The organism is Tetragenococcus halophilus (assembly GCF_001712815.1).
Taxonomy (GTDB): Bacteria; Bacillota; Bacilli; order Lactobacillales; family Enterococcaceae; genus Tetragenococcus; species Tetragenococcus halophilus.
Genome location: NZ_CP012047.1, coordinates 1,714,314 through 1,739,546, shown reverse-complemented (window position 1 = coordinate 1,739,546; position 25,233 = coordinate 1,714,314). Strand labels below are relative to the sequence as shown.

At 35.4% G+C, this 25,233-nt stretch carries 24 protein-coding genes and 1 other RNA gene; 15 read left to right on the top strand and 10 right to left on the bottom strand.

Annotated features, from left to right (window positions below):
* Nucleotide 1: 1 nt before the first annotated feature.
* Nucleotides 2-1,405 (bottom strand): oxaloacetate decarboxylase subunit alpha, encoded by a 1,404-nt coding sequence (locus tag AC806_RS08265; RefSeq protein WP_061841344.1) that lies wholly within the window; start codon nt 1,403-1,405, stop codon nt 2-4.
* Between the two features lie 320 nt (nt 1,406-1,725).
* Between AC806_RS08265 and AC806_RS08260 the strand changes: the two genes are divergently transcribed.
* Nucleotides 1,726-3,027, top strand: a complete 1,302-nt coding sequence (locus AC806_RS08260; protein ID WP_014124184.1) for a 2-hydroxycarboxylate transporter family protein — start codon at nt 1,726-1,728, stop codon at nt 3,025-3,027.
* 361 nt (nt 3,028-3,388) lie between these two features.
* Nucleotides 3,389-4,690, top strand: a complete 1,302-nt coding sequence (locus tag AC806_RS08255; protein WP_069029129.1) for a 2-hydroxycarboxylate transporter family protein — start codon at nt 3,389-3,391, stop codon at nt 4,688-4,690.
* Between the two features lie 57 nt (nt 4,691-4,747).
* Here the strand turns inward: AC806_RS08255 and citG are convergent, their stop codons facing one another.
* On the bottom strand, nt 4,748-5,611 hold the full coding sequence (gene citG / locus AC806_RS08250) for a triphosphoribosyl-dephospho-CoA synthase CitG (protein ID WP_069029128.1): 864 nt from the start codon (nt 5,609-5,611) through the stop codon (nt 4,748-4,750).
* Complete coding sequence (locus AC806_RS08245) at nt 5,604-6,299, bottom strand: GntR family transcriptional regulator (protein ID WP_069029127.1); 696 nt, start codon at nt 6,297-6,299, stop codon at nt 5,604-5,606. Before AC806_RS08245 ends, citG begins: the two co-directional genes overlap by 8 nt.
* Before the next feature lie 465 nt (nt 6,300-6,764).
* Here AC806_RS08245 and citC point away from each other — a divergent pair, with 465 nt between their 5' ends.
* Genes citC through citX form a run of 5 tightly spaced genes read left to right on the top strand, consistent with a single transcriptional unit; the run spans nt 6,765 to nt 11,021 of the window.
* Nucleotides 6,765-7,766: a [citrate (pro-3S)-lyase] ligase gene (citC, locus tag AC806_RS08240; protein WP_061840139.1), complete on the top strand. Its 1,002-nt coding sequence runs from the start codon at nt 6,765-6,767 to the stop codon at nt 7,764-7,766.
* A 10-nt stretch (nt 7,767-7,776) separates the two neighbouring features.
* Nucleotides 7,777-8,085: a citrate lyase acyl carrier protein gene (gene citD, locus AC806_RS08235; RefSeq protein ID WP_014124189.1), complete on the top strand. Its 309-nt coding sequence runs from the start codon at nt 7,777-7,779 to the stop codon at nt 8,083-8,085.
* Nucleotides 8,073-8,960 (top strand): citrate (pro-3S)-lyase subunit beta, encoded by an 888-nt coding sequence (gene citE, locus AC806_RS08230; protein WP_014124190.1) that lies wholly within the window; start codon nt 8,073-8,075, stop codon nt 8,958-8,960. Before citD ends, citE begins: the two co-directional genes overlap by 13 nt.
* Nucleotides 8,961-8,962: 2 nt before the next feature.
* Nucleotides 8,963-10,495 carry a citrate lyase subunit alpha gene (citF, locus tag AC806_RS08225; RefSeq protein ID WP_069029126.1) on the top strand — a complete coding sequence of 511 codons (1,533 nt, stop codon included), beginning with the start codon at nt 8,963-8,965 and terminating at the stop codon, nt 10,493-10,495.
* Nucleotides 10,488-11,021 carry a citrate lyase holo-[acyl-carrier protein] synthase gene (citX, locus tag AC806_RS08220; protein WP_014124192.1) on the top strand — a complete coding sequence of 178 codons (534 nt, stop codon included), beginning with the start codon at nt 10,488-10,490 and terminating at the stop codon, nt 11,019-11,021. Before citF ends, citX begins: the two co-directional genes overlap by 8 nt.
* Before the next feature lie 240 nt (nt 11,022-11,261).
* Here citX and AC806_RS08215 read toward each other — a convergent pair whose 3' ends face one another.
* The 4 genes from AC806_RS08215 to rimM all read right to left on the bottom strand — a co-directional run bounded on the left by AC806_RS08215 (nt 11,262) and on the right by rimM (nt 15,079).
* The gene (locus AC806_RS08215) at nt 11,262-12,362 is read right to left on the bottom strand and encodes an SLC13 family permease (protein ID WP_069029125.1); all 1,101 of its coding nucleotides are present in this window, start codon (nt 12,360-12,362) and stop codon (nt 11,262-11,264) included.
* Between the two features lie 375 nt (nt 12,363-12,737).
* Nucleotides 12,738-13,784, bottom strand: coding sequence for an AbrB family transcriptional regulator (locus AC806_RS08210; RefSeq protein WP_162302219.1), 1,047 nt, complete (start codon nt 13,782-13,784; stop codon nt 12,738-12,740).
* 46 nt (nt 13,785-13,830) lie between these two features.
* Complete coding sequence (gene trmD / locus AC806_RS08205; protein ID WP_014124195.1) at nt 13,831-14,565, bottom strand: tRNA (guanosine(37)-N1)-methyltransferase TrmD; 735 nt, start codon at nt 14,563-14,565, stop codon at nt 13,831-13,833.
* A complete protein-coding gene (gene rimM / locus AC806_RS08200; RefSeq protein ID WP_014124196.1) occupies nt 14,555-15,079 on the bottom strand; it encodes a ribosome maturation factor RimM in 525 nt (174 codons plus the stop codon). The genes trmD and rimM overlap by 11 nt, the downstream gene beginning before the upstream one ends.
* A 139-nt stretch (nt 15,080-15,218) precedes the next feature.
* On the opposite strand from rimM, the gene AC806_RS08195 reads away from it, so the two are divergent.
* The 8 genes from AC806_RS08195 (at nt 15,219) to AC806_RS08160 (ending at nt 21,602) form a co-directional block, all read left to right on the top strand.
* Entirely contained in the window at nt 15,219-15,653 is a 435-nt protein-coding gene (locus tag AC806_RS08195; protein WP_014124197.1) for a universal stress protein, read from the top strand.
* A gap of 163 nt (nt 15,654-15,816) precedes the next feature.
* A complete protein-coding gene (locus AC806_RS08190; RefSeq protein ID WP_014124198.1) occupies nt 15,817-16,086 on the top strand; it encodes an ACT domain-containing protein in 270 nt (89 codons plus the stop codon).
* 10 nt (nt 16,087-16,096) lie between these two features.
* On the top strand, nt 16,097-17,446 hold the full coding sequence (locus AC806_RS08185; RefSeq protein WP_061840132.1) for a PFL family protein: 1,350 nt from the start codon (nt 16,097-16,099) through the stop codon (nt 17,444-17,446).
* Between the two features lie 17 nt (nt 17,447-17,463).
* Nucleotides 17,464-17,931 carry a GAF domain-containing protein gene (locus AC806_RS08180; protein ID WP_061840131.1) on the top strand — a complete coding sequence of 156 codons (468 nt, stop codon included), beginning with the start codon at nt 17,464-17,466 and terminating at the stop codon, nt 17,929-17,931.
* Between the two features lie 304 nt (nt 17,932-18,235).
* Nucleotides 18,236-18,601: a transfer-messenger RNA gene (gene ssrA / locus AC806_RS08175) on the top strand.
* A gap of 144 nt (nt 18,602-18,745) precedes the next feature.
* Nucleotides 18,746-19,111: a TIGR02328 family protein gene (locus tag AC806_RS08170; RefSeq protein WP_014124201.1), complete on the top strand. Its 366-nt coding sequence runs from the start codon at nt 18,746-18,748 to the stop codon at nt 19,109-19,111.
* A gap of 323 nt (nt 19,112-19,434) precedes the next feature.
* Nucleotides 19,435-20,157, top strand: a complete 723-nt coding sequence (locus AC806_RS08165; RefSeq protein WP_014124202.1) for a response regulator transcription factor — start codon at nt 19,435-19,437, stop codon at nt 20,155-20,157.
* Complete coding sequence (locus tag AC806_RS08160) at nt 20,157-21,602, top strand: sensor histidine kinase (RefSeq protein ID WP_061840080.1); 1,446 nt, start codon at nt 20,157-20,159, stop codon at nt 21,600-21,602. Before AC806_RS08165 ends, AC806_RS08160 begins: the two co-directional genes overlap by 1 nt.
* Before the next feature lie 129 nt (nt 21,603-21,731).
* Here the strand turns inward: AC806_RS08160 and AC806_RS08155 are convergent, their stop codons facing one another.
* From AC806_RS08155 to AC806_RS08145, 3 genes are all read right to left on the bottom strand, one after another.
* On the bottom strand, nt 21,732-22,220 hold the full coding sequence (locus tag AC806_RS08155) for a hypothetical protein (protein ID WP_014124204.1): 489 nt from the start codon (nt 22,218-22,220) through the stop codon (nt 21,732-21,734).
* A complete protein-coding gene (locus tag AC806_RS08150) occupies nt 22,204-22,953 on the bottom strand; it encodes a hypothetical protein (protein ID WP_061840079.1) in 750 nt (249 codons plus the stop codon). The genes AC806_RS08155 and AC806_RS08150 overlap by 17 nt, the downstream gene beginning before the upstream one ends.
* A 153-nt stretch (nt 22,954-23,106) precedes the next feature.
* A complete protein-coding gene (locus AC806_RS08145; RefSeq protein WP_041591777.1) occupies nt 23,107-25,218 on the bottom strand; it encodes an LTA synthase family protein in 2,112 nt (703 codons plus the stop codon).
* Nucleotides 25,219-25,233 lie beyond the last annotated feature (15 nt).

The following is a 25,233-nucleotide window of genomic DNA, read 5'->3' as shown; positions in this document are numbered from 1 at the left end:
ATTATATCTGCGTTACTTTAATTTTTGTAATGTCATCTTCTTTACCGTCCGCTGGTTTATTAGAGTATTTATTTTTTAGATAAGTTAAACCAACTTGCGGGAACAAAGCATAAGTTAATACATCTTCTTCAGTTTTAGCTAAATCACCTAACTCAGCAGCTAATGATTTCATTTCTGGTTCTAAATGATCCGCTGGACGGTCTGTCATGACAGTTTCATCGCCGATGATATTTTTTCGTACAGTTTCATCTACAGGAGCAGGAGATTGCCCATATTCGCCCCGAAGATAACTTTTTATCTCATTTGGCACCATTTTGTAACGTTCTTTAGCAATCACATTAAATACCGCTTGTGTACCGACCATTTGACTCATTGGTGTAACTAATGGTGGATAGCCTAAATCCTTACGTACAGCAGGAACTTCTTTTAATACCTCATCATATTTATCTGTTGCGTTGGCTTGTTTCAATTGAGAGTAAAGGTTGGATAACATGCCACCAGGTACTTGGTAAAATAAAGCTTTAGGTTCTACATCCATCATCTTGTAATCAAAGATTCCTTCATCGATATATTTTTGTTTGATGGGTTTAAAATATTCTGCTACTTCTTCCATTGCATCTAAATCAACATTTAAGTTGTAACCATATTCTTTTAAGACATAGGCCATGGTTTCGGAAGCAGGTTGGCTTGTTCCACTTGCAAATGGTGAAATAGCTGTATCGATAATATCTGCGCCGGCTTCAACTGAAGCTAAATAAGTCATTTCAGAAGTTCCGCTAGTAGCGTGTGTGTGAATTTCAATCGGAATATCTGTTACTTTTTTCAGCTCAGTGACTAATTCTTTAGCGACTTCTGGTGTCATAATGCCAGCCATGTCTTTGACACAAATAGAATCAGCGCCCATATCAACTAATTCTTGGGCAAGTTTACTATAATATTCCACTGTATGAACAGTGCTGATAGTGTAACACATCACTAGCTGAGCATGTTTATTCGCTTTTTTGACTGCTTTAAGTGAAGTCTTCAAATTTCTAGTATCATTCAATGCATCAAAAATTCGAAAAATATCTATGCCGGCTTCAGCTGCATTGGCGACAAAACTTTCAACAACATCGTCAGCATAATTACGGTAACCTAGCAAGTTTTGTCCTCTTAACAACATTTGAAGCTTAGTATTTTTCGCTCTTTTCCGAATTTCACGCAATCTTTGCCAAGGATCTTCGTTTAAAAAACGAATAGCAGCATCATAAGTAGCGCCGCCCCAACATTCTAGAGATGTATAGCCAGCTTGGTCTAGTTTTTCAACAATGGGTAACATATCTTCTGTTGACATTCTGGTTGCCATTAAACTTTGATGAGCATCTCTTAGTACAGTTTCCATGAAATTAATGGTTTTATTACTCATTTTTTTCTTTACCTCCATTTTATTTTTATCTTGCTTAAATTACTAACGCATATAAGTTCATTCTACGGGATAATGAAACTCAGTCAACCAACATCATCGAAAAAAACACTTTAAATACATTGCTATTTATGTTTGTTTTATAGCTATATAGTTTAATAGGGAATTTGGAATCTTTTATGAATAGGATAAAATACTTTTAATGTTTTTTAAGTGTACTTTTGCTAAAAAATTATTGAAACCGGTTGTTGTGTATTTTATGATAATTTGAGTGGTTTAGCGCTGTAGCTAACATTTTTTATTAAATAAAAGGAGAGAAGGCTATGAGTAGTGAAGAGAAGAAAGGGGTAAAACTATATGGTGCCCCCTGGTATTTAACGGTTATTGTCTGTTTAATTATCCTTGGAACCATGTTTATGGGAGGACTAGGGACGGATATGCCGAGTACCTTTGCTTTAATGCTGGCAATTGGTATTCCTTTGTATGAAATCGGTCAACGGTTGCCCATCTGGAACAAGTATATTGGTGGAGGAATTCTTCTAGCATTTATAGGGATGTCTGTTATTGGTACCTATAATTTAATCCCAACGGAATATATTACATCGATTGATAATTTTACTGGTGAAACGAACTTTCTAACGTTTTATATCACTGTATTGATTACTGGTTCTGTGTTGTCACTAGAAAGAAATATATTGTTAAAAAGTTTTGCGGGTTATTTTCCGGCTATACTAGGTGGATTTGCAGGAGCTATCCTACTGGCTATTGTCGGTGGTATGTTTTTTGGTATTAGTCCAGGTGAACTTGTTACTCATTATGCGCTTCCTATAATGGGCGGCGGTAACGGTGGCGGTGCGATTCCTTTATCGGAAATTTATGCGGATATTACAGGAGAAGGAAGCGAAGTTTATTATAGTTTCGCCATTATTATTCTAACGATCGGGAATATTTTTGCGATTTTTATAGCCGCTTTATTGAACAAACTCGGACAAGCATTTCCTAAATTAACTGGAGATGGAAAAACGTTGATTCGTGGCGCTGAAGAATCTGATATTTCAGATAAAACGTACACACCAACCCTTGCCGATGTTGCCTCTGGCTTATTACTTGGTTTAGGCTCTTACTCAGTGGGGCTTTTGTTTAGTAATGTTTTATTGCCGGAAATTTTCGGGTTCCCTATCCATGAGCTAGCTTACATGGTTATTTTCGTAGTCATTCTTTGTGCCTTTGGTATTGTTCCTGAAAATGTACGTATGGGTGCTAAACGTCTGCAGACCTTCTTTACCAAACATTTAACGTTATTGATCATGGTAGGTGTGGGTGCTGATTTAGATTTGAATGAATTGCTTTCAGCCATTACTTTCTCCAATATCGTTGTTTCTTTATTTGTTATCATTGGTGCAGTTGTTGGTGCTGGGCTCGTTGGTTATCTGGTTGGATTTTATCCAATTGATACAGCTGTTACCGCTGGTTTATGTATGGCCAATCGTGGCGGTTCCGGAGACTTAGCGGTATTAGGGGCTGCTAATCGTATGGATTTAATTGCTTACGCCCAGTTATCTAGTCGTCTAGGTGGCGCGATTATATTGGTACTCGCCAGTGTCTTATTCTCCATTTTATTATAGTTGATTAGATTAAAGTTATCTATGTTAATCGTTTTTGAACAATTTTTTTAAATTGTTCAAAAACGATTTTTTTATTAAACTATTCTTTAACCTATCTGTTGACCTAACCATAGGGAAGTAAGCTATTTCTAAAAATGAGATCTCTCCATGAACCCATAAAATTAATGATATTTAAAGTGATAAATTGTTCTTTAAGTGTATTTTTCAAGATAAAGATTGAAAACGATTTCCCGATACACTATTATAAGTTTGTATTTAAGTTATATTAATGAATAAGTTTATTTTTTTATTCTATAGAAAGTGAGGTATGGGAGTGGTTTTATGGTAACAATCGTTTAACAAAATAAGGAGAGTGAATTTTATGGTTAATAATGGAAAAAAAGGGTTTAAATTATATGGTGCTCCCTGGTATTTAACGCTAATCGTCTGTTTAATTATCCTTGGAACCATGTATATGGGAGGGATGGGCACCGATATGCCGAGCACCTTTGCTTTGATGTTGGCAATCGGGATTCCTTTAAATGAAATTGGCAAGCGATTACCCATCTGGAATAAATATATTGGTGGAGGAATTCTGCTAGCTTTTCTAGGATCATCTGTGATTGGTACTTATCATTTGATTCCATCAGAATATGTCACTTCAATTGACAATTTTACTAGTGAAATAAATTTCCTAACGTTTTATATTGTTGTTTTGATTACTGGTTCTGTCTTATCATTAGAAAGAAATATTTTGTTACGAAGTTTTGCCGGCTATTTTCCTGCTATCCTTGGAGGGTTTGCGGGAGCCATCTTACTAGCTATTGTCGGTGGCATGTTTTTTGGAATTAGTCCAGGTGAATTGGTTACTCACTATACGCTTCCTATCATGGGCGGTGGAAATGGCGGCGGTGCGATTCCTTTATCCGAAATTTATGCGGATATTACAGGTGAAGGAAGTGATGTCTACTACAGTTTTGCTATTATTATCTTAACGGTTGGAAATATCTTTGCGATCTTTGCAGCTGCTTTATTAAATAAACTGGGACAGGCTTTTCCGAAGTTAACGGGTGACGGAAAAACTTTAATTCGCGGAACTGAAGAAGCGGACATTGCAGATGAAGAGTATACACCAACTTTAGCTGATGTTGCTTCTGGATTAATGCTTGGACTAGGAGCTTATGTTGTAGGTCTTTTATTCAGTAGCGTATTATTACCGGAAATTTTTGGTTTCCCCATCCATGAGTTAGCTTATATGGTTATTTTCGTGGTAATCCTCTGTGGATTCGGTGTTGTTCCTAAAAATGTACGCATGGGTGCGAAACGTTTGCAAACTTTCTTCACCAAACACTTAACGTTATTAATTATGGTAGGTGTAGGTGTTGATTTAGATTTGAATGAATTACTTGCAGCGATCACTTTCTCTAATATTATCGTTTCTTTGTTTATTATTATTGGTGCAGTTGTCGGATCTGGTTTTGTTGGCTATTTGGTTGGATTTTATCCAATCGATACAGCTGTCACCGCTGGTTTATGTATGGCTAACCGAGGAGGTTCTGGTGACTTGGCAGTATTAGGTGCTGCTAACCGGATGGACTTAATTGCTTACGCACAATTGTCTAGTCGTTTAGGCGGTGCGATTATATTAGTACTTGCAAGTGTTTTATTTTCTATTCTATTATAATAAATACACAAATAAAGCTTCAAAAGGTACATCTTATGAGCACCTTTTGAAGCTTTATTAAATAATTTTTTCTAAAAAACTAAAATAAATGCCTAAACTTAATAAATCAGCTGCGCCACCTGGGCTTAGATGGATCTCTATTAGCTGTTTGTTGAATTTTTCTAGGGCTTTTTTAAAAGTAATGTTGTCTAATTCAGCTTGATGAATGTTTAAACTATCTTGCTTAACCTGCTGCCAACCAACGATGCCACCCCGATGTAAAAGGTTGCTATCTTCTATCTGACTCATGACTAAAATCAAACTACGTAACAGGAATGTTTCGGTGTCTTCTGATGCGTTGTGCTGACGCAAATAAGGTAATAATACATTTGTTAGAGCAGGATATCCTTTCATTGCTTCCCCACGTATGCCTAATGTTCCAGTTTCAATATATAATTTTTCGCCATGCGTTAGTTGTTTTTTTTGTGTTACTTGATAAAAGTCCTGTTGAGCTAAATCTTGGGTCATTTGTGCAACTAAATTTAAGATAGCCTGACTATCTTTGGGCAAAAAAGGCAGTGAATGAGTTTTCATATAAAAACCTGTGGCTCCCAATAACACAGCAAAAGAAAAGTTAGCGCCTTTATGTGTGTTTACGTCATTTGTGGCTAGTAACATATCTTTTTCGGCTTGTATTCCTGCTTTACGTAAATTGTGAAAAAGGTCAGTTAAATCTGCATTGTGTTGCAACCCTAATTGAAAGTACTCTTGAAAGTGAGGCGCTAAGCTTTCGATACTGTTGATAAATGTAAAAAAGTCCATGTCATCGTGAGCCCCATTGTTAAAACGATCTACAAGACCAGGTTTTGGTGAAATAGCTACTTCGTAATAAAGGGATTTTGTTGCAAAACGAGCGATTTGTGTTGTTAATGAGTTATTCAATCTTTCTTCTTTCCATTTCTTTTAGAATAAATTGCAACGAACGGTCGATATGTTCATGTGTAATCAAGGTGATCTGTTCCACATCTTGATTTTTCATTCCGCGATAAATAAGCCAGTGTTCGTTTAATGCTAAACTTCTTCTAGCTGAAGCGCGAATAGAAATATCACGAAAGTAGACAAGATAAGTTTGTAAATTCGTCACAATTTCTTTTAAACGTAACATTTGGCTTTTTTCATAAATAAACTCGTTAAAATCAGAAAAGTTTTGTAGAAGATTATCCACCTGGTCTGTTTTATTGTAATACTCACCGCGCTCTAATAATTGCTCTAGTTCAGCAAAATCTTGCTCATCCATTCGTTCCATTGCTCTGATTGTCGCTAAGGTATCTAGGGCCTTACGTATATCATAAATCTCGTAAGCATCTTTGATACTGATTCCTTTGACGACAATGCCAATGCGAGGGACATGTTCGACTAGCTGCTCTTTTACCAGTTTTTGTAATGCAAAACGGATAGGGGTCCGACTGAAATTTAGTTCCTCCGATAGTTCTTTTTCATTGATTCTTTTCCCGGCTGGAATATTACCTAAAATAATTGTTTTACGTAAAGCTTCATAAACGGCGACTTTTAAAGGCTTATTTTGTGTTAGGTCAAGGTTACATTTTATTGCACTGACAATAGGACCCACCGTTATTCCTCCTCGATTTTTAAGTATTTCGCTTAAAAATGCTTTTTCCTTATTTTACCATAAAATAAAGTGTTGGGATAATAACTTCCTTTTATTAGCTTAAAGACAACTAGAGCCAATGAAATTTTTTATATTTTATGTTTATTTGGTTCTTTTTAGGGCTAAGAACACGAAAAGAACAATTTTATTGCCCATTTTGCCTACAAATTTTGTAAACTTTTCCTATAATGGAGATGTGAGTAATTTTAGAGAGGAGCTTTCTATGCAGCGTTTAAATTAATCGTTATGTAAAGCACAAATCTTGTTTTGTTCTATAATCGCTTGATATCATAAGGCCAAGCTTGCCGTTAGAATTTGGTTGAAATAAAAAAGTGCAATCTTTATAAAAATTAGTAAGCATGTATTGCAGCTGTTAAAAATTTTATTTTATTCCCAAATGTACATGTTCAAAAGGGGATGAAGGTAATGAATAATAAGTATATAAGTAAACGTATCTGGTTGGATAAAGATAAAAGAGGGTTGGAAGATTGGCGTCATCTTATGGAAAAAGCAGGTCTTCAAACAGGAGAAACACTTGATTATACAGTAGGTATCTATGACGATAAAAGATTAATTGCCACAGGCTCTTTTGCTGAAAACATTATTAAGTGCGTGGCTGTCTGTAAGGACTATCAAGCAGAAAACCTACTCACACAAGTTTTAACAGCTTTGATCGAAAAAATGAACGAAAGTGGATACTATCATTACTTTTTATATACTAAACCAGAAAAGGAAAACGTTTTTCGCTCACTGGGCTTTAAGAAAATTATCGCCAATGATGATGTCTTGTTTATGGAACAAGGTCCTGATGACTTTTCGTCTTATCTACAGCATTTGCAAGACAATAAAAAAGCGGGACAAGGCGCAGGAATTGTAATGAATGCGAACCCTTTTACCAAAGGACACCAGTATTTAGTTGAATATGCCGCCCAAAAAAATGACCAGGTTTATGTATTTGTTTTGTCAGAAGATCATTCTGAATTTTCCACAAAAGATCGAGTGAAAATGGTCGAAGCGGGTGTCAGTCATTTGAGTAATGTAACTGTTTTTCCTACAAGAAAGTATCTTGTGTCGCAAGCGACTTTTCCAGCTTACTTTTTAAAAGATAAGGCCGAATTAACGGTGGCTAGGACACAAGCTAGACTAGATGCACAAATTTTTAAAGAAAAAATTGCGCCGGTCTTAGAGATAAATGTGCGTTATGTAGGAGAAGAACCTTATTCTAAGGTGACTGAAGTGTATAACCAAGCAATGGAAGAAGTTTTTAGTGATGATTTAACATTAGTGATTTTGCCTAGAAAAGAGGTTAATGGCTCAGTCATTTCAGCAACCAAAGTTCGCAAAGCAATAGCAGAACAAGATGAAACGTTACTCTTAGATTTTTTGCCCAAAACGACGTATGATTATTTAGAAAAAAATTTTAGATGAGGTGAAAAAAGTGAAAGTTTTACAAAATGCAGTAAGTGGAACAATGGAGTCTAGTGATATTCAAATTACTATCCAACCCGTTGATACAACTGATATTCAAATCGATTTGGATAGCAGTGTTGAAAAACAATTCGGCCGTAAAATTCGTCAAGTGATTACAGATACCTTAGAAAATTTAGCGATACAAGGTGTTAAAGTTACAGCTGTAGATAAAGGTGCATTAGATTGTACTATTCAAGCACGTACGATTACAGCTGCTCATCGTGCAGCTAAACAAGAGCAATATGATTGGAAGGAGATTGACTCATGGAACGTTTAAGAAGAACGATGATGTTTGTCCCGGGCCAAAATGCGGCAATGTTAAGAGATGCGCCATTATACGGGGCAGATTCAATTATGTTTGATTTAGAAGACGCTGTTTCATTGCCTGAAAAAGATTCCGCTCGTACTTTGGTTCATAATGCTTTGCGTACATTTGATTATAGTCAAGTAGAAACTGTTGTTAGAATCAATGCTTTAGATGCTGGTGGTGAACTTGACGTTGAAGCTATGATATTAGCAGGCATTAACGTGATTCGTTTACCTAAAACTGAAACAGCCCAAGATATTGTTGACGTTGAAAAAGTGATTACAGAAGTAGAAAAACAAAATAATATCGAAGTTGGCACAACGAAAATGATGGCGGCTATCGAATCAGCAGAAGGCGTGTTAAACGCCCCTGATATTGCTAAAAGTTCTGATCGATTGATTGGTATTGCCTTAGGTGCGGAAGATTATGTGACCAACCTAAAAACAGAACGTTATCCAGATGGTAAAGAGCTATTTTTTGCACGTAGTATGATTTTACATGGTGCTAGGGCTGCTGGTATTGCTGCAATTGATACAGTGTATTCTAATGTTGAAAATCCTGAAGGACTTGAAAGTGAAGTACGACAAATTAAACAACTTGGTTTTGATGGAAAATCAGTGATTAACCCACGGCAAATTCCAATTGTAAATAAAATTTATGAGCCAACGGAAGATGAAGTGCAAAACGCTAAAGAAATTATATGGGGGCTGCGCGAAGCACAAGAAAAAGGTTCGGGTGTGGTTTCTGTAAACGGAAAAATGGTGGATAAACCCGTCGTTGAACGTGCAGAACGTGTGGTTGCTTTAGCTATAGCTGCAAATATGATTAAAGAGGAGGATATTTAGTTATGGTAGTAAATAATGTTGGCAAAGATATTCCTCAAGAATATGCGGACCAGTTTGGGATTTATGAAGGAGAACTTGCTCATATTAGCGAATATAAAGAAGCAAGCCGTCAAACAAAACCAACAAAACCCAATGATGAAAAATTATTAAAAAGTATTCGAGAAGCTATTCAAAAAACAGGCTTAAAAGATGGGATGACGATTTCTTTTCACCATCATTTCCGTGAAGGCGATTATGTAATGAATATGGTTTTAGAAGAAATTGCAAAAATGGGCATTAAAGACATTTCAATTGCGCCAAGTTCAATTGCGAATGTGCATGAACCATTAATTGATCATATTAAAAATGGTGTGGTAACAAATGTTACTTCTTCTGGCTTGCGTGATAAAGTGGGTGCAGCTATCTCAGAAGGTATTATGGAAAACCCAGTTGTGATTCGTTCCCACGGAGGAAGAGCGCGGGCGATTGCTGCTGGCGATATCCATATTGACGTAGCCTTTTTAGGGGTACCAAGTGCTGATGAATATGGTAATGCGAATGGGACAAAAGGAAAGGCTACTTGTGGATCATTAGGTTATGCAATGATCGACGCCAAATATGCAGATCAAGTTGTAGCTATTACGGATACTTTAGCTGATTATCCGAATACACCGATAAGTATTCCACAAACAGATGTGGATTATGTGGTAGAAGTGGATAAAATAGGCGATCCTGAAGGTATTGCAAAAGGTGCTACTCGTTTTACTAAAGATCCAAAAGAATTAATTATTGCAGAAAATGCAGCCAAAGTGATTACAAATTCACCTTACTTTAAGCAAGGATTTTCTTTCCAAACAGGTACAGGTGGTTCTGCCTTAGCTGTTTCCCGTTACATTCGTGAGCAAATGATTGAAGATGGTATTACGGCAAGCTTTGCATTGGGTGGTATCACGAATGCGATGGTTGATTTATTAAAAGAAGGCTTAGTGGAAAAAATCATTGATGTACAAGACTTTGACCATCCATCAGCTATTTCACTTGATGAAAATGATAATCATTACGAAATTGATGCGAACATGTATGCTTCACCATTGAGTAAAGGTGCAGTGATTAATAAATTAGATACAGCAGTTTTATCGGCTTTGGAAGTTGATACAAACTTTAATGTCAATGTAATCACTGGTTCAGACGGCGTTCTTCGAGGCGCTTCGGGTGGTCACTCAGATACGAGTGCTGCTTGTAATATGAGCTTGGTTATTTCACCTTTAGTTAGAGGTAGAATACCAACATTTGTTGATGAAGTAAATACAGTCGTTACGCCAGGTGATAGTGTAGACGTGATTGTGACAGAAGTAGGTATTGCGATCAACCCAAATCGTCAAGATTTAATTGAGCACTTTAAAGACCTAGATGTACCGCAATTTACTATTCAAGAGCTTAAAGATCAAGCTTATAGTATTGTTGGTCAACCTGATCCGATTGAATATGGAGATAAGACGGTTGCTTTGATTGAGTATCGTGATGGTACTTTAATCGACGCGGTGAAAAATGTCTGAGCAAGTATTTTCAGGGGCTGAAGTTTCTCTAACTGAAATGCTTGACGCTCGTGAAATGCGTGCTAGACGACAAGAAGCGTTTTTGCAGGAGTATCCTGAGACCACGCTTTTGCTGGCGACAATGAATATTCCAGGACAAGTTAAAAATTCGGTGGTGTTAAGTCGAGTTTTTTCACAGATGGTCGCACAAATCAAACAAGAGTTATCTTCTTATTCTATTGTTACAAGCGCTGAGTATAATCTTAAGACAGGACCTGAGTTTTATTTAGTGGCAGATATTACACCGGCAACTTTAAAGAAAAAAATGGTTGGTCTGGAAGAAAATGATGCTTACGGGCGATTATTTGATTTGGATGTCCACTATTTAGAAGAGGGCTTACAAAGCTTGAGCCGTCAAGATATCGAAATTTCTCCAAGACGTTGTTTCATTTGTCAAAGAAATGCCAAAGAATGTGGGCGTGAGCGTCGTCATTCGACTGAAGAAATGCAAGCAAAAGTTGTAGAAATTATCGATAAAGAAGAATAAATAGAGTCAATAATAAAGCAGCGCGTGAATTTTTTGTCACGAGCTGCTTTATTGTTGTGAATAATATGATTGATAGTGAAAGCTATTGTACGGATAAGCGCATAAGATCAGCAAAACTACGTGCAAAACCAGCAATAGGCACATAAGATTAGCGGACTTATGTGCTAAGCGAGCAATAAGCACATAAGAGTAGCAAACGATGAACTATTAGTCATAAAAAAATACTTATTTTTTTGTATTTCAAACAATAAATGAGATGACTATTGTTAATAACGTTAAATAAATAATATTAATCAGATAAAAATTGCGAGTAAACAACTTACAATCATTTGGAATTTGGATACGAACAATTTTATAACCAATCAAATTGGCCAAAGAAGCAATCAATGTGCCTAAGCCGCCAATATTGACCCCTAAAAGAATCGACTGATGGTACTTAGTAAAAGGCGCTAGCAAGATGGCTGCAGGTACATTAGAGATCACTTGCGAAGCCAATATACCATCTAATAGTGTATTCACTGGATTAGTGAATGTTTTTTGTAGCCAGTTAATCAATTCCTCCGATTGACTGAGATTCCCCACAATAATGAAAAAGAAAGCAAAAGTACAAAGTAAGCGATAATCGACTTTTCGGAAAAGTTGGGGCTGCCAAAATAAGACAATAGCAGCGACGATGATAAAGGCTATAAGATACGGAATTATACTAAAAACACCAGCGATCATTACGACCATTAAAAGACCATAAATAACCGCTTTTTGATGATCGAATGGATTGCTAGTTATTGTTAAGCTGAGAGATTCTTTCGGGATAAATTGGATAGATACCATAAGTAATACCAATGATAAAACAGCTAATAGGCCAGTTGAATAGAAAAATTCCAATAAAGGAATATCATAATACGAATATAAAAATAAATTTTGTGGATTGCCAAAGGGGAAAAAACTACTGCCTAAATTTGCCGCGATAATGATATAAACGCTACCTAACAATACGGATTGACGATTGGCAATCACTTTTGTCATTCGCAGATAAATAGGCAATAAGGTTAATATTGCCACGTCATTAGTTAAAAACATTGAGCTAAAAAAGCTCAACAATACAATATAGCGAATGAGCTGTCTTAAAGTTAGACTCTTTTTAACTAAGACTTGCCCAAAATAGCTCAAAATGCCAGTAGAATCTAGCCCACTAATAATCAGCATTAAGCCACCTAGCGTTGCAATGACTTTGATATTAATACCTTGGATAGAAAAACGACCCAAAGTTACAGCAATAATTGCCAATAAAAGTGAAATACTAAAAAAAAGATCGTTGCGGAAAAAACTAAACAAACGCTTCATTCATAAACTCCTTATAAATTTCCTAGTAAAACTATTCTAGCACTCTTTTCTTTAAGGTAAAGAAAAAGAAGTGGATTTGTTTACTTACTAAAAGTAAGATAGTAAAATAAGGCTAATAGAAGGAAAAGAAGGAGCAAAATAAATGATAAATTTTATGAATTTTATCCCAAAAAAGAAATCAAAGAAAAGGGTGATCTTTCCAGATTTTCAGTTGTCTGAGAAAATACGTTTTGGAAAAGCATTGGCAAGACAAAGGTTTTACTTACCAGAAAGACAAAAAAGGAAGCTTATGGTTTATGGACCCAAATGGTATTAAAATAAAATTTGAAATCGCGTCGATTATGCACGAATGACTTCAAATAGTAAGAGAAGAGGCTATAAAAAAAAGCTAACAAGTTGATAAAGTAAGGGCATGATTCCTACTGCATGAATTAGGCGAGCAATTTGAATCATGGCAACACTGTTCATATTGACACCATAGTCCGCTGAAATCAAGGCAATATCTGTAGCCCCAGCAGGACATGAAGCAAACAAAGCTGAAGTAAAGTCCAACCAACCTTTGCGTTTATTTATTTGAGCATATAGATAACTGATGAATAGGTAAATAATAATTAAAAGGACAGCTGGAATAATGAAAGTCTCTAAAGATGCTGCGATTTCACGGGTAAAACTAGAACCTACCATTGAACCAGCTAAAATTTGAGCGAACTGTCGGATTTGGATAGGAAAAGCACTAATGTTGGTACGTAATTTAAACAATGAAGAAAATAGCAAAGACAAACTAAGCGTTCCAGCGGGGAAACCTAACAAGTAACCCAGCAAACCTCCACATATTCCAACGAGCATAACAGTTAAAAACTGTTTTATATTTAAAGCTTGCTTCTTTGTAGCTGTTACTGTTTCTTCTTTTGTTGGTCCTTGAGATTTTTCGCTAGTAAAAAGTTGAATCCAAGCAGGAAAAAGCAATAAGACACCTATACTACGTACTAATTGCATAATGGCAACCACATGAATTTCAGAATCGAAATCTGCGGCGATTAAAGTGGTGTCCATTAAGCCACCTGGGGTAGTTGCTAAAAGTCCGGTTAAGATATTCCAATCAAAAATGTAGGAAAAAACAATTCCGAATATAAATGTATTGATTGTTAAAAGGACTAAAAGAAGAAGCGTCGGCTTTATAACATGTTTTAAATGAATGACGTCAGAACGAGTCAATTTTTGACCGATAAAAATACCGGCTACAATTTGCGCGATCACCTTCGCTTGTTGGGGAAAATAAGCAGTATCTGTGAGTACAGAAAAAAGCATGACCGCAAGCATGCTGCCAATCATAAAAGGCGCAGGTAAATGTAGTTTCTGTCCAGCTTTTGCCCCTATAAATGCGACAGTAAAAGTAAAAAGCATGGAGATGCCAAGAGACATTAGAATAACCTCCATTAATAAAAATGAGTTTATGACAGTTACATTATTACTCCTCTTGTTTAATTTCTTGCAAAAGTTTTTTCATTTCGTCCGTCCATTTGATTTTTTCTAACATATCAGGTCGGCGTTGCCATGTACGTCGCAGTGCTTCTTTTAATTGCCAAGTTTCGATGAGTTTATGATTCCCATTTTTTAAAACTTCGGGCACCTCCATGTCATTGAATACAGCAGGTCGTGTATATTGAGGATGTTCTAGTAAGCCAGTTGAATGGGAATCGGTTTTTGCTGATACTTCATTTCCTAATACTTCAGGTAACAAGCGTACCGTTGCATCGATCATCACCATTGCCCCTAATTCGCCACCAGTTAGTACATAGTCTCCGATAGACACTTCATCTGTCACTAAAGAGCGTATACGTTCATCGTAGCCTTCATAATGACCACAGATAAATACTAAATGCTCCTCCTGAGAAAAATCTTCTGCCATTTTTTGGTTAAAGGGAGTACCTGCTGGATCCAATAATACCACTCGCTTTTTAGACTCAGGTGTCGCTTCTTTAATTGCTTGTAAATTATCATAAATCGGTTGTACTTTTAAAAGCATACCAGCACCGCCACCGTAAGGATAATCATCTACAGTGTGGTGTTTATTATCTGAATAATCTCGAAAATTTGAAATATTCATCTCTAGTTGTCCATTTTCTTGTGCTTTACCTAAAATGGATTCGTTCATAGGTCCTTCAAACATTTTAGGAAACAAAGTTAATACATCAATCCTCATCATCTAACAGCCCTTCTGGAATTTCTACATAAACTTTTTGATTTTCTAGGTCGATTTTTTTTACGACAGAGCTAATAAATGGAATTAAGGCGTCAGCTTTATTCTTTCTTTGCACTACCCAGACATCATTTGCACCAGGCGCAAGAATTTCTTTTACCTGCCCTAATTTTTCTCCATTTTCTTCATAAACATCTAAACCAATGATTTCGTAATAATAATATTCGGCTTTGTCTAATGGTGTAAGTTCAGTTTTAGGCACCATCAGTATACCCTCTCGAAAACCTTCAACATCGTTAATGGAGGGGTAGCCTTCAAAAGATAATAAGTCAAAACTTTTATGTTTCCGATGACTCGCTACGGTTAATTCGACGGGTTCTTTATTTTTTACAAAAACAGTTAATTTTGTGCCTTTTTGATAACGTTCTTGTGGCGCATCAGTTTGTGAAAGCACACGAACTTCTCCTTTAATTCCTTGTGTATTTACAATTTTTCCCACTTCTAAATATTCAACCAATATCTTCCCTCGTTTCTTGTATCGTCTTATTTATTTTAGCACGCTTAGAAAGTGAAAGCTAGATTTGCTGGTTTATGTGAGAAAATACTATGGTATTTTTTTCGTTCATGATATAATAAAAGAAAAGGAGGCGCTTACAATGTTAGAAGCGTATAAAAGAATATTAGTTGCTATTGATGGATCTAATCAATCGGAAAAAGCTTTTAAAGAAGCAATCGAAATTGCCAAACGAAATAATGCTACTGTTTTTTTGACTCGGATTATTAATGATGTTGAATTGACAACCAGCGCTTATGCCTTTTCTCGTCTGTTAAAAGATGAAAAACAAAACATTGAAGAGGATATGGATGACAAAGTAAAAACTGCGCAACAAGCTGGTGTAAACAATATCGAAAGAATTGTTGAAATTGGTTCACCTAAAGAAATGATTGGTATGGATTTACCACAAGAACATGCGATTGATTTGATTGTTATTGGTTCAACAGGTAAAGGGGCGATCGCACAGGCTTTAGTAGGAGCAACGACTTCTTTTGTTGTAAACCATGCACCTTGTAATGTGATGGTCATTAAATAACTTTAATAAATTAAAAAGCAATTAAGGTACAGTTTGTAAAAAGTATCTTAATTGCTTTTTTTGTATCTAATAAAGTATTAAAAAGAAGTTTTTCTATGGTAAAATGTCTTTTAGAAAATTCAGCTATGCTATAATAAAAAGAAAATTAAAAAGGGGAATGACCATGCGTGCAGTTTTGACTGTGATCGGTAAAGATAAAGTCGGTATCGTGGCAGGTGTAAGCCAAAGTTTAGCGACATTAAATATCAATATTGTGGATATGACACAAACAATTATGCAAGATTATTTTACGATGATGATGATTTTAGATATGGATAAACAAACTAGCTTTGATTATATACGTCAAGAGCTAGATAAGACGGGTCAACAATTAGGTGTAAAAATTAGTATTCAAAATGAAGAAATTTTTAACGCTATGCATAAGTTAGGTTAGGAGATAGGACATGGAAAGTAACCAAATATTTGAAACCATCCGGATGATAGAAGAAGAAAATTTAGATATTCGAACAATTACTATGGGCATTTCATTGCTAGATTGTATTGATGCTGATATTGATACAGCTTGCAGTAAGATTTATCAAAAAATCACCACTTGTGCTAAAGATTTAGTCAAAGTAGGTGATCAAATTGCTGCAGAATACGGGATTCCTATTATTAATAAACGGATTTCAGTTACGCCGATTGCAAGTATTGCTTCAGCTACAAAAGCAAGGAGTGTAGATTGCGTGAAATTTGCTAAGACATTGGATCAAGCAGCTAAAGCAGTGGGTGTAAATTTCATTGGAGGCTATACTGCATTAGTAGAAAAAGGATTTCAAGGAACGGATTTGGCACTGATTGAATCGATTCCTCAGGCTTTGGCAGAAACCGACTATGTGTGTTCTTCTGTAAATATTGGTTCAACAAAAGCTGGAATTAATATGGACGCGGTAAAACGCATGGGTACTGTGATTAAGCAAACTGCAGAAAAATCAGATTTAGGTTGTGCTAAACTTGTAGTATTTGCTAATGCTATAGAAGATAATCCATTTATGGCGGGTGCTTTTCATGGTTTTGGAGAAGCTGATAAAGTAATTAACGTAGGCGTTAGCGGGCCTGGTGTTATGAAAAGAGCAATAGAAAAAGTTAAAGGAGAATCTTTTGATGTTATCGCTGAGACTGTTAAAAAGACAGCCTTTAAAATCACAAGAATGGGACAGTTAGTGGGTAAAGAAACTTCCAAACGTTTAGGTATCCCTTTTGGTATCGTTGACCTTTCTTTAGCACCGACGCCGGCCGTAGGTGATAGTGTCGCTCAAATTTTAGAAGAGATGGGACTAGAATCAGTCGGAACCCATGGAACTACAGCGGCATTAGCTTTATTAAATGATGCTGTTAAAAAAGGTGGTGTTATGGCTTGTAATCATGTGGGGGGTCTATCAGGAGCTTTTATTCCAGTATCAGAAGACGCAGGGATGATTCAAGCAGTTGAAGCTGGTGCATTAAATTTAGAAAAACTAGAGGCGATGACAGCGATTTGTTCAGTTGGCCTAGATATGATTGCAATCCCTGGTAAAACACCAGCTGATACGATCAGTGCAATGGTTGCAGACGAAGCAGCTATTGGTGTAGTGAACCATAAAACAACGGCAGTACGAATCATTCCAGCTAAAGATAAAGATGTGGGCGATCATATTGAATTTGGGGGCTTACTAGGTTCAGCACCCGTGATGAAAACCAATGATGCAAGCTCTTCTGAATTTATCCAACGTGGAGGCAGAATCCCTGCACCTTTGCATTCATTTAAAAATTAAAATGGAGAGAGTTAATTATGTGGAATAAAGAAGAAAAACAAAAAGCCTACGAAATGATGATTTCACAGCAAAATGAATTGATCAAAGATGAAAAAAATTGGTTAGCCACTTTATCTAATGCATCAGCTTTGTTAAATATGAGCTTACCAAACACTGTATTTGCAGGATTTTATTTATTTGATGAGAATGAATTGATATTAGGGCCATTTCAAGGAAATGTCTCTTGTACACGAATCCAAATGGGCAAAGGTGTTTGTGGCGAAGCTGCTGATACAAATCAGACAGTGATCGTAGGAAATGTAAAAGAGCATCAAAATTATATCGCATGTGACTCCGCGGCGCTTTCAGAAATTGTGGTGCCGATGGTTAAAGATCAGCGATTGATCGGTGTGCTTGATATTGATAGTAAAGAAATAAATAGTTACGATCAAACCGATAAAAAGTATCTTGAAGATTATTGTAAACAATTACTAGAAGTATTTTAGAGCAAATAAAAAGACTTGACGCTATTTTGCCAAGTCTTTCAAAAGGTATTTCGAGCGGCTATTCAATAATTATGAACCAGAGAATTGACGATATAACCAATCGAATGGCGCAAAGAAAATATCTTCCATATACTCGTCCCCCTCTATTCAATAGAATAACATAAGTACCGATTACAGGTTCATTAGTTTTTATTACAAATTAAATAAGTTATATTTCACACATGTCATATTTGATGAGCGAATTATTTGAAATAGATTTTGTATATGTTATACTAATTATTGGTAGAAATACCCCCTTAATTAAGGGGACGTTACGGATTCGACAGGCATAGATTGAGCTTGAATTGCGCTTTGTAGGTTGCGTCTACGTAAAAACGCTCAGTTAAATATAACTGCTAAAAATAATAACAATTCTTACGCTTTAGCTGCGTAAAACCAGCTAGCGTAGATCCTCTCGGCATCGCCCATGTGCTCGAATAAGGGTCTCAAATTTAAGTGGGATACGCATTAACTTTCCGTCTGGAAGTTAATGAAGAGATCATCAGACTAGCTTTATAAGCGGTTTGTCACTCGACGGCTTATAAAGCGAAATTAATCGAGATGACTATGAGCGTAGATATTCAAGAGGCAATATGTCTGGACGCGGGTTCAACTCCCGCCGTCTCCATTTGGAGATTAATCAATGCTTCTGATTGCTGATTTTTCAGCTTTCAGAAGCATTTTTTCTTGTTAGTTTTTTTATGATAGAATCTTTATACGAGAAAATTATCTGTAATAATTTATAAATCAATGTATGTTAAGTGAGGTTAAAGTAATGCGCTTATGGCATGAAGAATTGGTACCATTATTACCTAGACAACAACTATTGGGGCAACACAGAGAATGTTGCGCCTTACGTGGAAAAGGGTGGGGGAAAAACCATGCGACGGTAAATTATGTTTTCAATCATTCGCCTTATAAGTTGTATCAATACCATGTTTTGGTTATGGAAGAAATCTTAAAAAGAGGATATAAACCAAACGAGCAATGGTTTGATCCTTTATACCGGGGTCAAACTTGTCCAAAATACGAAAGCATAAAAAGTTTAAAGTTGGAAAAACCGATTTATGAGGAACACGATGTTTTATATCTCCAGGATTGTTTGGATAATCTAAAAGAAAAAGGAATAGACCTAACGTAAATAAATAGATAAATATAGATAAAAATTCTTTGTTTTTTGTCGATTTTTGAATGAAAAGCTTCAAATAATTAAATGTCTATAAGGTGTCATAAAAGGTTTCCTCAATTTACAGCTAATTTAAAAAATTATATAAGACGTTGTAACAAAATTACAAAGGTTTCTCAAAGAAAGTGATAATTTATTGGTCCGTTATTTTAATTTAAGTTATACTAGTAAAAGAATGAGAAATGAACAATTATTAGTATCTTATTTAAAATGACTAGAATGTTGTGATTTGTCATAAAAATAAAATCACAAAAGATCAATAAACAAGAGGTGGCAACATGAATGTATTAATGATCGAAGATAATGAATCTGTTTGTGAAATGATGCAGATGTTTTTTGTAAATGAAGGGTGGGAAGTGACTTTTAAATATGATGGACAAACCGGAATTGATGCTTTTTTAGAGAATCCACAAAATTGGGATATGATTATACTAGATTTAAATTTGCCTGAGGTAGATGGCATGGTTGTAGCTCGTAAAATTCGCGAAGTTTCTAGTACGGTACCATTAGTGATGCTAACGGCTAGAGATTCAGAAAGTGACCAAGTGATTGGTCTTGAAATTGGCGCTGATGATTACGTAACTAAACCTTTTAGCCCGCTGACTTTAATTGCACGAATAAAGGCGCTGCATCGTCGTAGTGATTTAAGAAGTACCGCAACAACTAAAGAGGTTTCGAAAAATGATACGGAATTTGATGTAAAAACAGCACATTTTCAAATGAATACAAAAACAAGAGAAGCTTATTTAAATGGCGCAGAGATTGTTGATCTAACGCCTAAAGAATTTGATTTGCTTTACACATTAGCAAATAAGCCGCGACAAGTATTTTCCCGCGAAAAATTACTTGAGTTAGTGTGGGATTATCAATACTTTGGTGATGAACGAACAGTAGACGCTCATATCAAAAAGTTACGGCAAAAGATTGAAAAAATTGGACCACAAGTTATTCAAACGGTTTGGGGCGTTGGCTATAAGTTTGATGATTCGGGTGTTGAATAATGCGTTATTTATACCAACAGTTGCTAGCTTTCTGGATTGTGATCTTAGTGACGCTGGTAACACTAGGGATTACTTTTACCCAGATGACTAAACAAACCATCGAAGAGAACAATTACCATCAACTTTTTGGTTATGCTGATGCGGTTGTAGAAGAAATCAATGAAAATATGCCGGCCAATTCATTGGAGACAGCGATTCAAAACTCATTGAATCGTTCAGAGGCGATGTTAAACCAACAAAATGTCCATTTTACTTTTATTACTGATTCTAAAGAAGTGCTCTATCCAACTAGACCAGAAAAGCAGATTTCATTTCCCTTTAATAATTTTTGGAAGCAACTTCATGCAGGACAGCAACAACAAGTAACAGCCAGTAAGAATATTTATGGGGAAGAAGAAGCGACTTCTTATGCGATGATTCCCTTTAATTTAGATAATGACTTTTATGGTGCGCTGATTGTGACGCAATCGGCTCAAAATGTAAAAAATTCAGTGACAGAATTTACCAATAATTTACTAAAAGGATTTGTCTTATCTGTCATTGTTGCTTTGGTGATTAGCTTTTTATACGCTAAATTTCTGGTAAGGCGAATCAACCGGATGAAGGAAGCAACAAAAGAAATCGCTAATGGAAACTTTGATAACAAATTACCTTCACGTCATCGCGATGAGTTTGATGAATTGGCTGAGGACTTCAATAAAATGACGGATTCTTTAAAAGAATCACAAGAAGAAATCGATCGGCAAGAAGAGCGACGTAGACAGTTTATGTCAGATGCTTCCCATGAGATGCGCACACCATTAACTACAATTAATGGTTTATTGGAAGGACTGCAATACCAAGCGATTCCAGAAGATCAAAAGGATAATGCCATTCGTTTAATGAAAAATGAAACCAATCGTTTAATTCGTTTAGTCAGTGAAAACCTAGATTATGAAAAAATCCGAACAAACCAAATTTCTATTGTAGTGAAGAAATTTGACGGAACACAAGCATTACAAACGATATTAGTACAAATGGAGAAAAAAGCAGAAGAAGCCAATGATCAACTGATTTTAGAAACAAGTGAATCAGTTCCAATTTTTGCTGACTATGATCGGTTTGTTCAAATTATTGTTAATATTATTCAAAATGCTATTCAGTTTACTGAAGATGGCGAAATTCGTATTAAGATTGAAAAGGGTTATTTAGAGACGATTGTCACGATTACCGATACTGGGATTGGTATGACTGAAGACCAAGTAAATAATATCTGGGAACGTTATTATAAAATTGATCCTTCTAGAAAAAATAAAAAATTTGGAGAATCAGGTTTGGGATTGCCAATCGTACAACAATTGGTAAACATGCATAAAGGAACAATCGAGGTTCACAGTAAGCCAAATAAAGGAACTAGCTTTGTTATCACTTTCCCTGATACTGATCCGGATAAAGAAGTCGAATAAGAAAATGCAATAAAAAATAAAACAGCCGAACTATACTTAGTGAGATTTTCTGGTTATCGTGAATTTACGACTAAAACCAGCTGGAAGCTTGGAGTAATCTCTTCATATAGTTCGGCTATTTGTTTTTATTTAAAGAATTTCGTCAATATTTATGGAGTGGAGTAGTTGCTCATTTTTACTAAATAGTAATATGCGTAATGAGTACTTTTGGACAAGTTGATGACAAAAACCTAAAAGCCATTGCATTTGTCCAACAGTCATTTGATCAAAACAGTCATGAAGGTAAATAATCGAATTTTCTTTTAACAACAAGTGTACAAATTGTAATTTGATTTTATCAATTTGAGAAAGTTCGTTTTTCTGCTTGGTAAATAACCTGGGATTAATCTCAGCTAATTTGACATAGGATAAAAGTTTTGGACGTTTGGTTTTTTCTACACCTAGAAGAATATTTTCTTTTAATGATAAATAAGGTAGTTGCTGCCAATCTCCTGTAACTTCACCAATAGTGGGCTGTGTTCGTTTGTTTTTTTGCTCTAAAAATTTCTTTTTGTAAACGTCGGTTGTTACAAGATAAAAGCCAGCAGCTAATTGTTCTACATTAGTTATTTGTTCCAAATTTATGCCTCCAAAAGTAATGAACGCCTATTGCACCGATTTGAGTTGGAAAGACTAAGAAAATAAAATTTCGCATGGTTTGACCAAGTGATATAAAAAGAATTTTTGTCCATTCCTTACTAGACAATAAAATTGTCTGAATCAGTGCCTGATTTGTACGTGGAAAACGTACGACTAAATTGTCTAGATTGTCTTGTCCAAACTGTTCAGTGATTGTATTTGTACCATGGACCATTTCAATTATTTTCAAATGTTGATTTAAAATAATTCCTACAAAAAAATGTTGAAGAAGCATTATCATAGCTGCAAAAATTAAAAAAAAGATGAATAAAGGGAAAATCATTTCTAATAAATTAAAATAAACCCAAGAGAGTGTTCTGTTACCTGAGTTTTTCCAAATCAGGTATTCTTTTTCCTTGATTATTTGACAAATAAAAAAATAAATGAAAAATAGCGCAGTAAAAAAAATAAGGGCTGCTTTTTTTACAAAATCATAATAACGTCCGATAGTTTCAGTAGGTTCTTGTATATATCCTAAGATGCTTTGTTTTTCTAATGAATAGCCAGAAGAACTCAATAAGTCTTCCATATGACTATAAATGAAAGGTAATGAAATTTTTAAACTATCAATAATAAATAATAAAAAAAAGGAAATGACTAAAAAAATTACATAAAAAGCAGTCATACGTCGATGATATTTTAGACTAGCTAAAGCAATTTTTGAAAAAGACATAATTCTCACCTTCTTGATTTTAGTATATAAAATGAGTTTGAAAAAAATATGAATAACTTATAGTAAAAAAAAGAAATCCGAGATCAATCATTGATGTCGGATTTCTTTCGTTGTATCTTACTCATTATTTTCGTTATTGTTTTCTTCTTCTAATTATTCCTTAGCTTCTGGATGATACTCTTGATAGGATTTTGATTCATATTCATCCTCAGTAGATTCATCGCCATTTTCTGAATAGATACTGGTAGATTCATCGCCTAAATCTTCCTCTTTTTTAAGCAATCGCTTATCAATATCTTTGTAATCATAATCATTAGGATCAATTGGATTAAGCCCGCTTCCAGAGTGGAAACGAAGTAAATCACCTTGTGTTACCTTATCGGAAGTTTCAAGCTGTTTATTGACCGCATCTTGTAATTCCTTAACTGTTGCTTGTTGTTCTTCTGTAGGTGATTCAATTGGCTCTCCACTTTCGTTATCATATAATGTACCTGAATAATTTGTATAATCAGGGGATACGAAGGAGCCGTCTCGCATAGCTGCTACTTCTTGGTGTTCGTCAGACAACAGATCTTGTCCCATTTGAATATAATTTTTGGTATCTACTCCCAATAAATGTAAGAGTGTAGGCATCGCGTCTACTTCACCGCCATAGGTATGATCAACGCCACCTTTATCTTGTCCAGGAACATGAATCATGTAAGGAACGCGTTGCATTTGAGCATTGTCATAATTATCCCATTCACTACTATCTTTACCTAATAATTCTGCTAGGTTTTCGTTACGTCCATCAGAAATTCCATAGTGATCTCCGTATAAAACAATGACGGAATTATCGTATAAACCAGATTCTTTCAAGTAATCGAAGAACTCTTCCACAGCTGTATCCAAATAGTTCGCCGTCGCAAAATAACCATTGATTGTGTTATCTGGTGTATCAGCAAGTGGGAAACCAGCTTCATCATTTGTAAACTCAGAATAAGGATAATGATTTGATACAGCGATAAACTTGGAATAAAACGGTTGTTGCAAGTGTTCAAGATATTGGGCAGATTGTTCGAAAAATGGTTTGTCATGTAAGCCATATTGGAATGAATTCTCATCATTGACATCATAATAATTTGCGTCAAAGAAATAATCATAACCAAAGTGTTTGTAAACTTCATTACGATTCCAAAAGTTTCCTTCATTTCCATGGAAGACAGCAGAATCATAATCTTTTGTTTGTTTTAAGATATTTGGTGCTGATTCAAAAGTATTTTTTCCACCGAATTGCGTGAAAAACGATCCTTGGTTTAAACCAAACAGTGAGTTATCCATTAATGTTTCTGCATCACTAGTTTTTCCAGCCGCAACTTGATGGAAGAAGTTATCAAAACTAAAGGTACTATCATCATGGAATAAGCTATTAATAAAGGGCATTACTTCGTGTTTTTCGCCATTTTCATCTTCTAGTTCATAATCAACTAAAAATTGTTGCACACTTTCTAAATGAATATAGATAACATTTTTGCCTTCTGCCATGCCATAATATTCGTCATTAGGCTCAGCATAGTGATCATCAACATAATCTTCAACTTCATCCATATCGTTAGGGCTAGCTTCTGCTCGAACTTGTGTTGTCTGATAAGTTTGAACAGCGTCGTAAGCTGTATAAGCGTTAATACCAAGATATTTTACTAGATAATCACGAGAGAAAGTACGGGTTAATAGACCTGAACGATCTGTTTCTGCTAAAAATAGATTTCCTGAAAAAACCATTACAGCTAGGGCTGTGACAGCTAAAGCTGTTCTAGCTCGGATGGGGCGATCGTCTAACTTGATTTTTTTCATAACAAGTGCGATTGCGATGATAACAAAATCAATAAAGTAGAAGATATCACTTACTTTTAGCAGCTCTAATGTGCTACCTGCCAATCCTCCAGCAACTTTACCGGCACCTAAAATGGTATTAATAGTAATAAAGTCAGTAAATTCACGATAATAAGCGACATTTGCAAAAAGTAATACTGTGACCAAGAAATAAATAAAAAGCATGGTAAAATACGATGCCTTGGTTCTTCTTACATATAAAGCAATGGATAATAGAAATAGCGTTGTCGCTATTGGATTAATTAGCAGAATAAAATACTGGATCGGACTGTCAACACCTAAATTAAATTCTGTAAAATAGGCAAAGATATTTTTAGCCCAAAGTAGTATTGTTAATAGGCCAAAAAAGCCTAATCTTGTATTTAGAAGATTTGGTATTTTTACATTCTTCAAAAGTTTGTTCCTCAC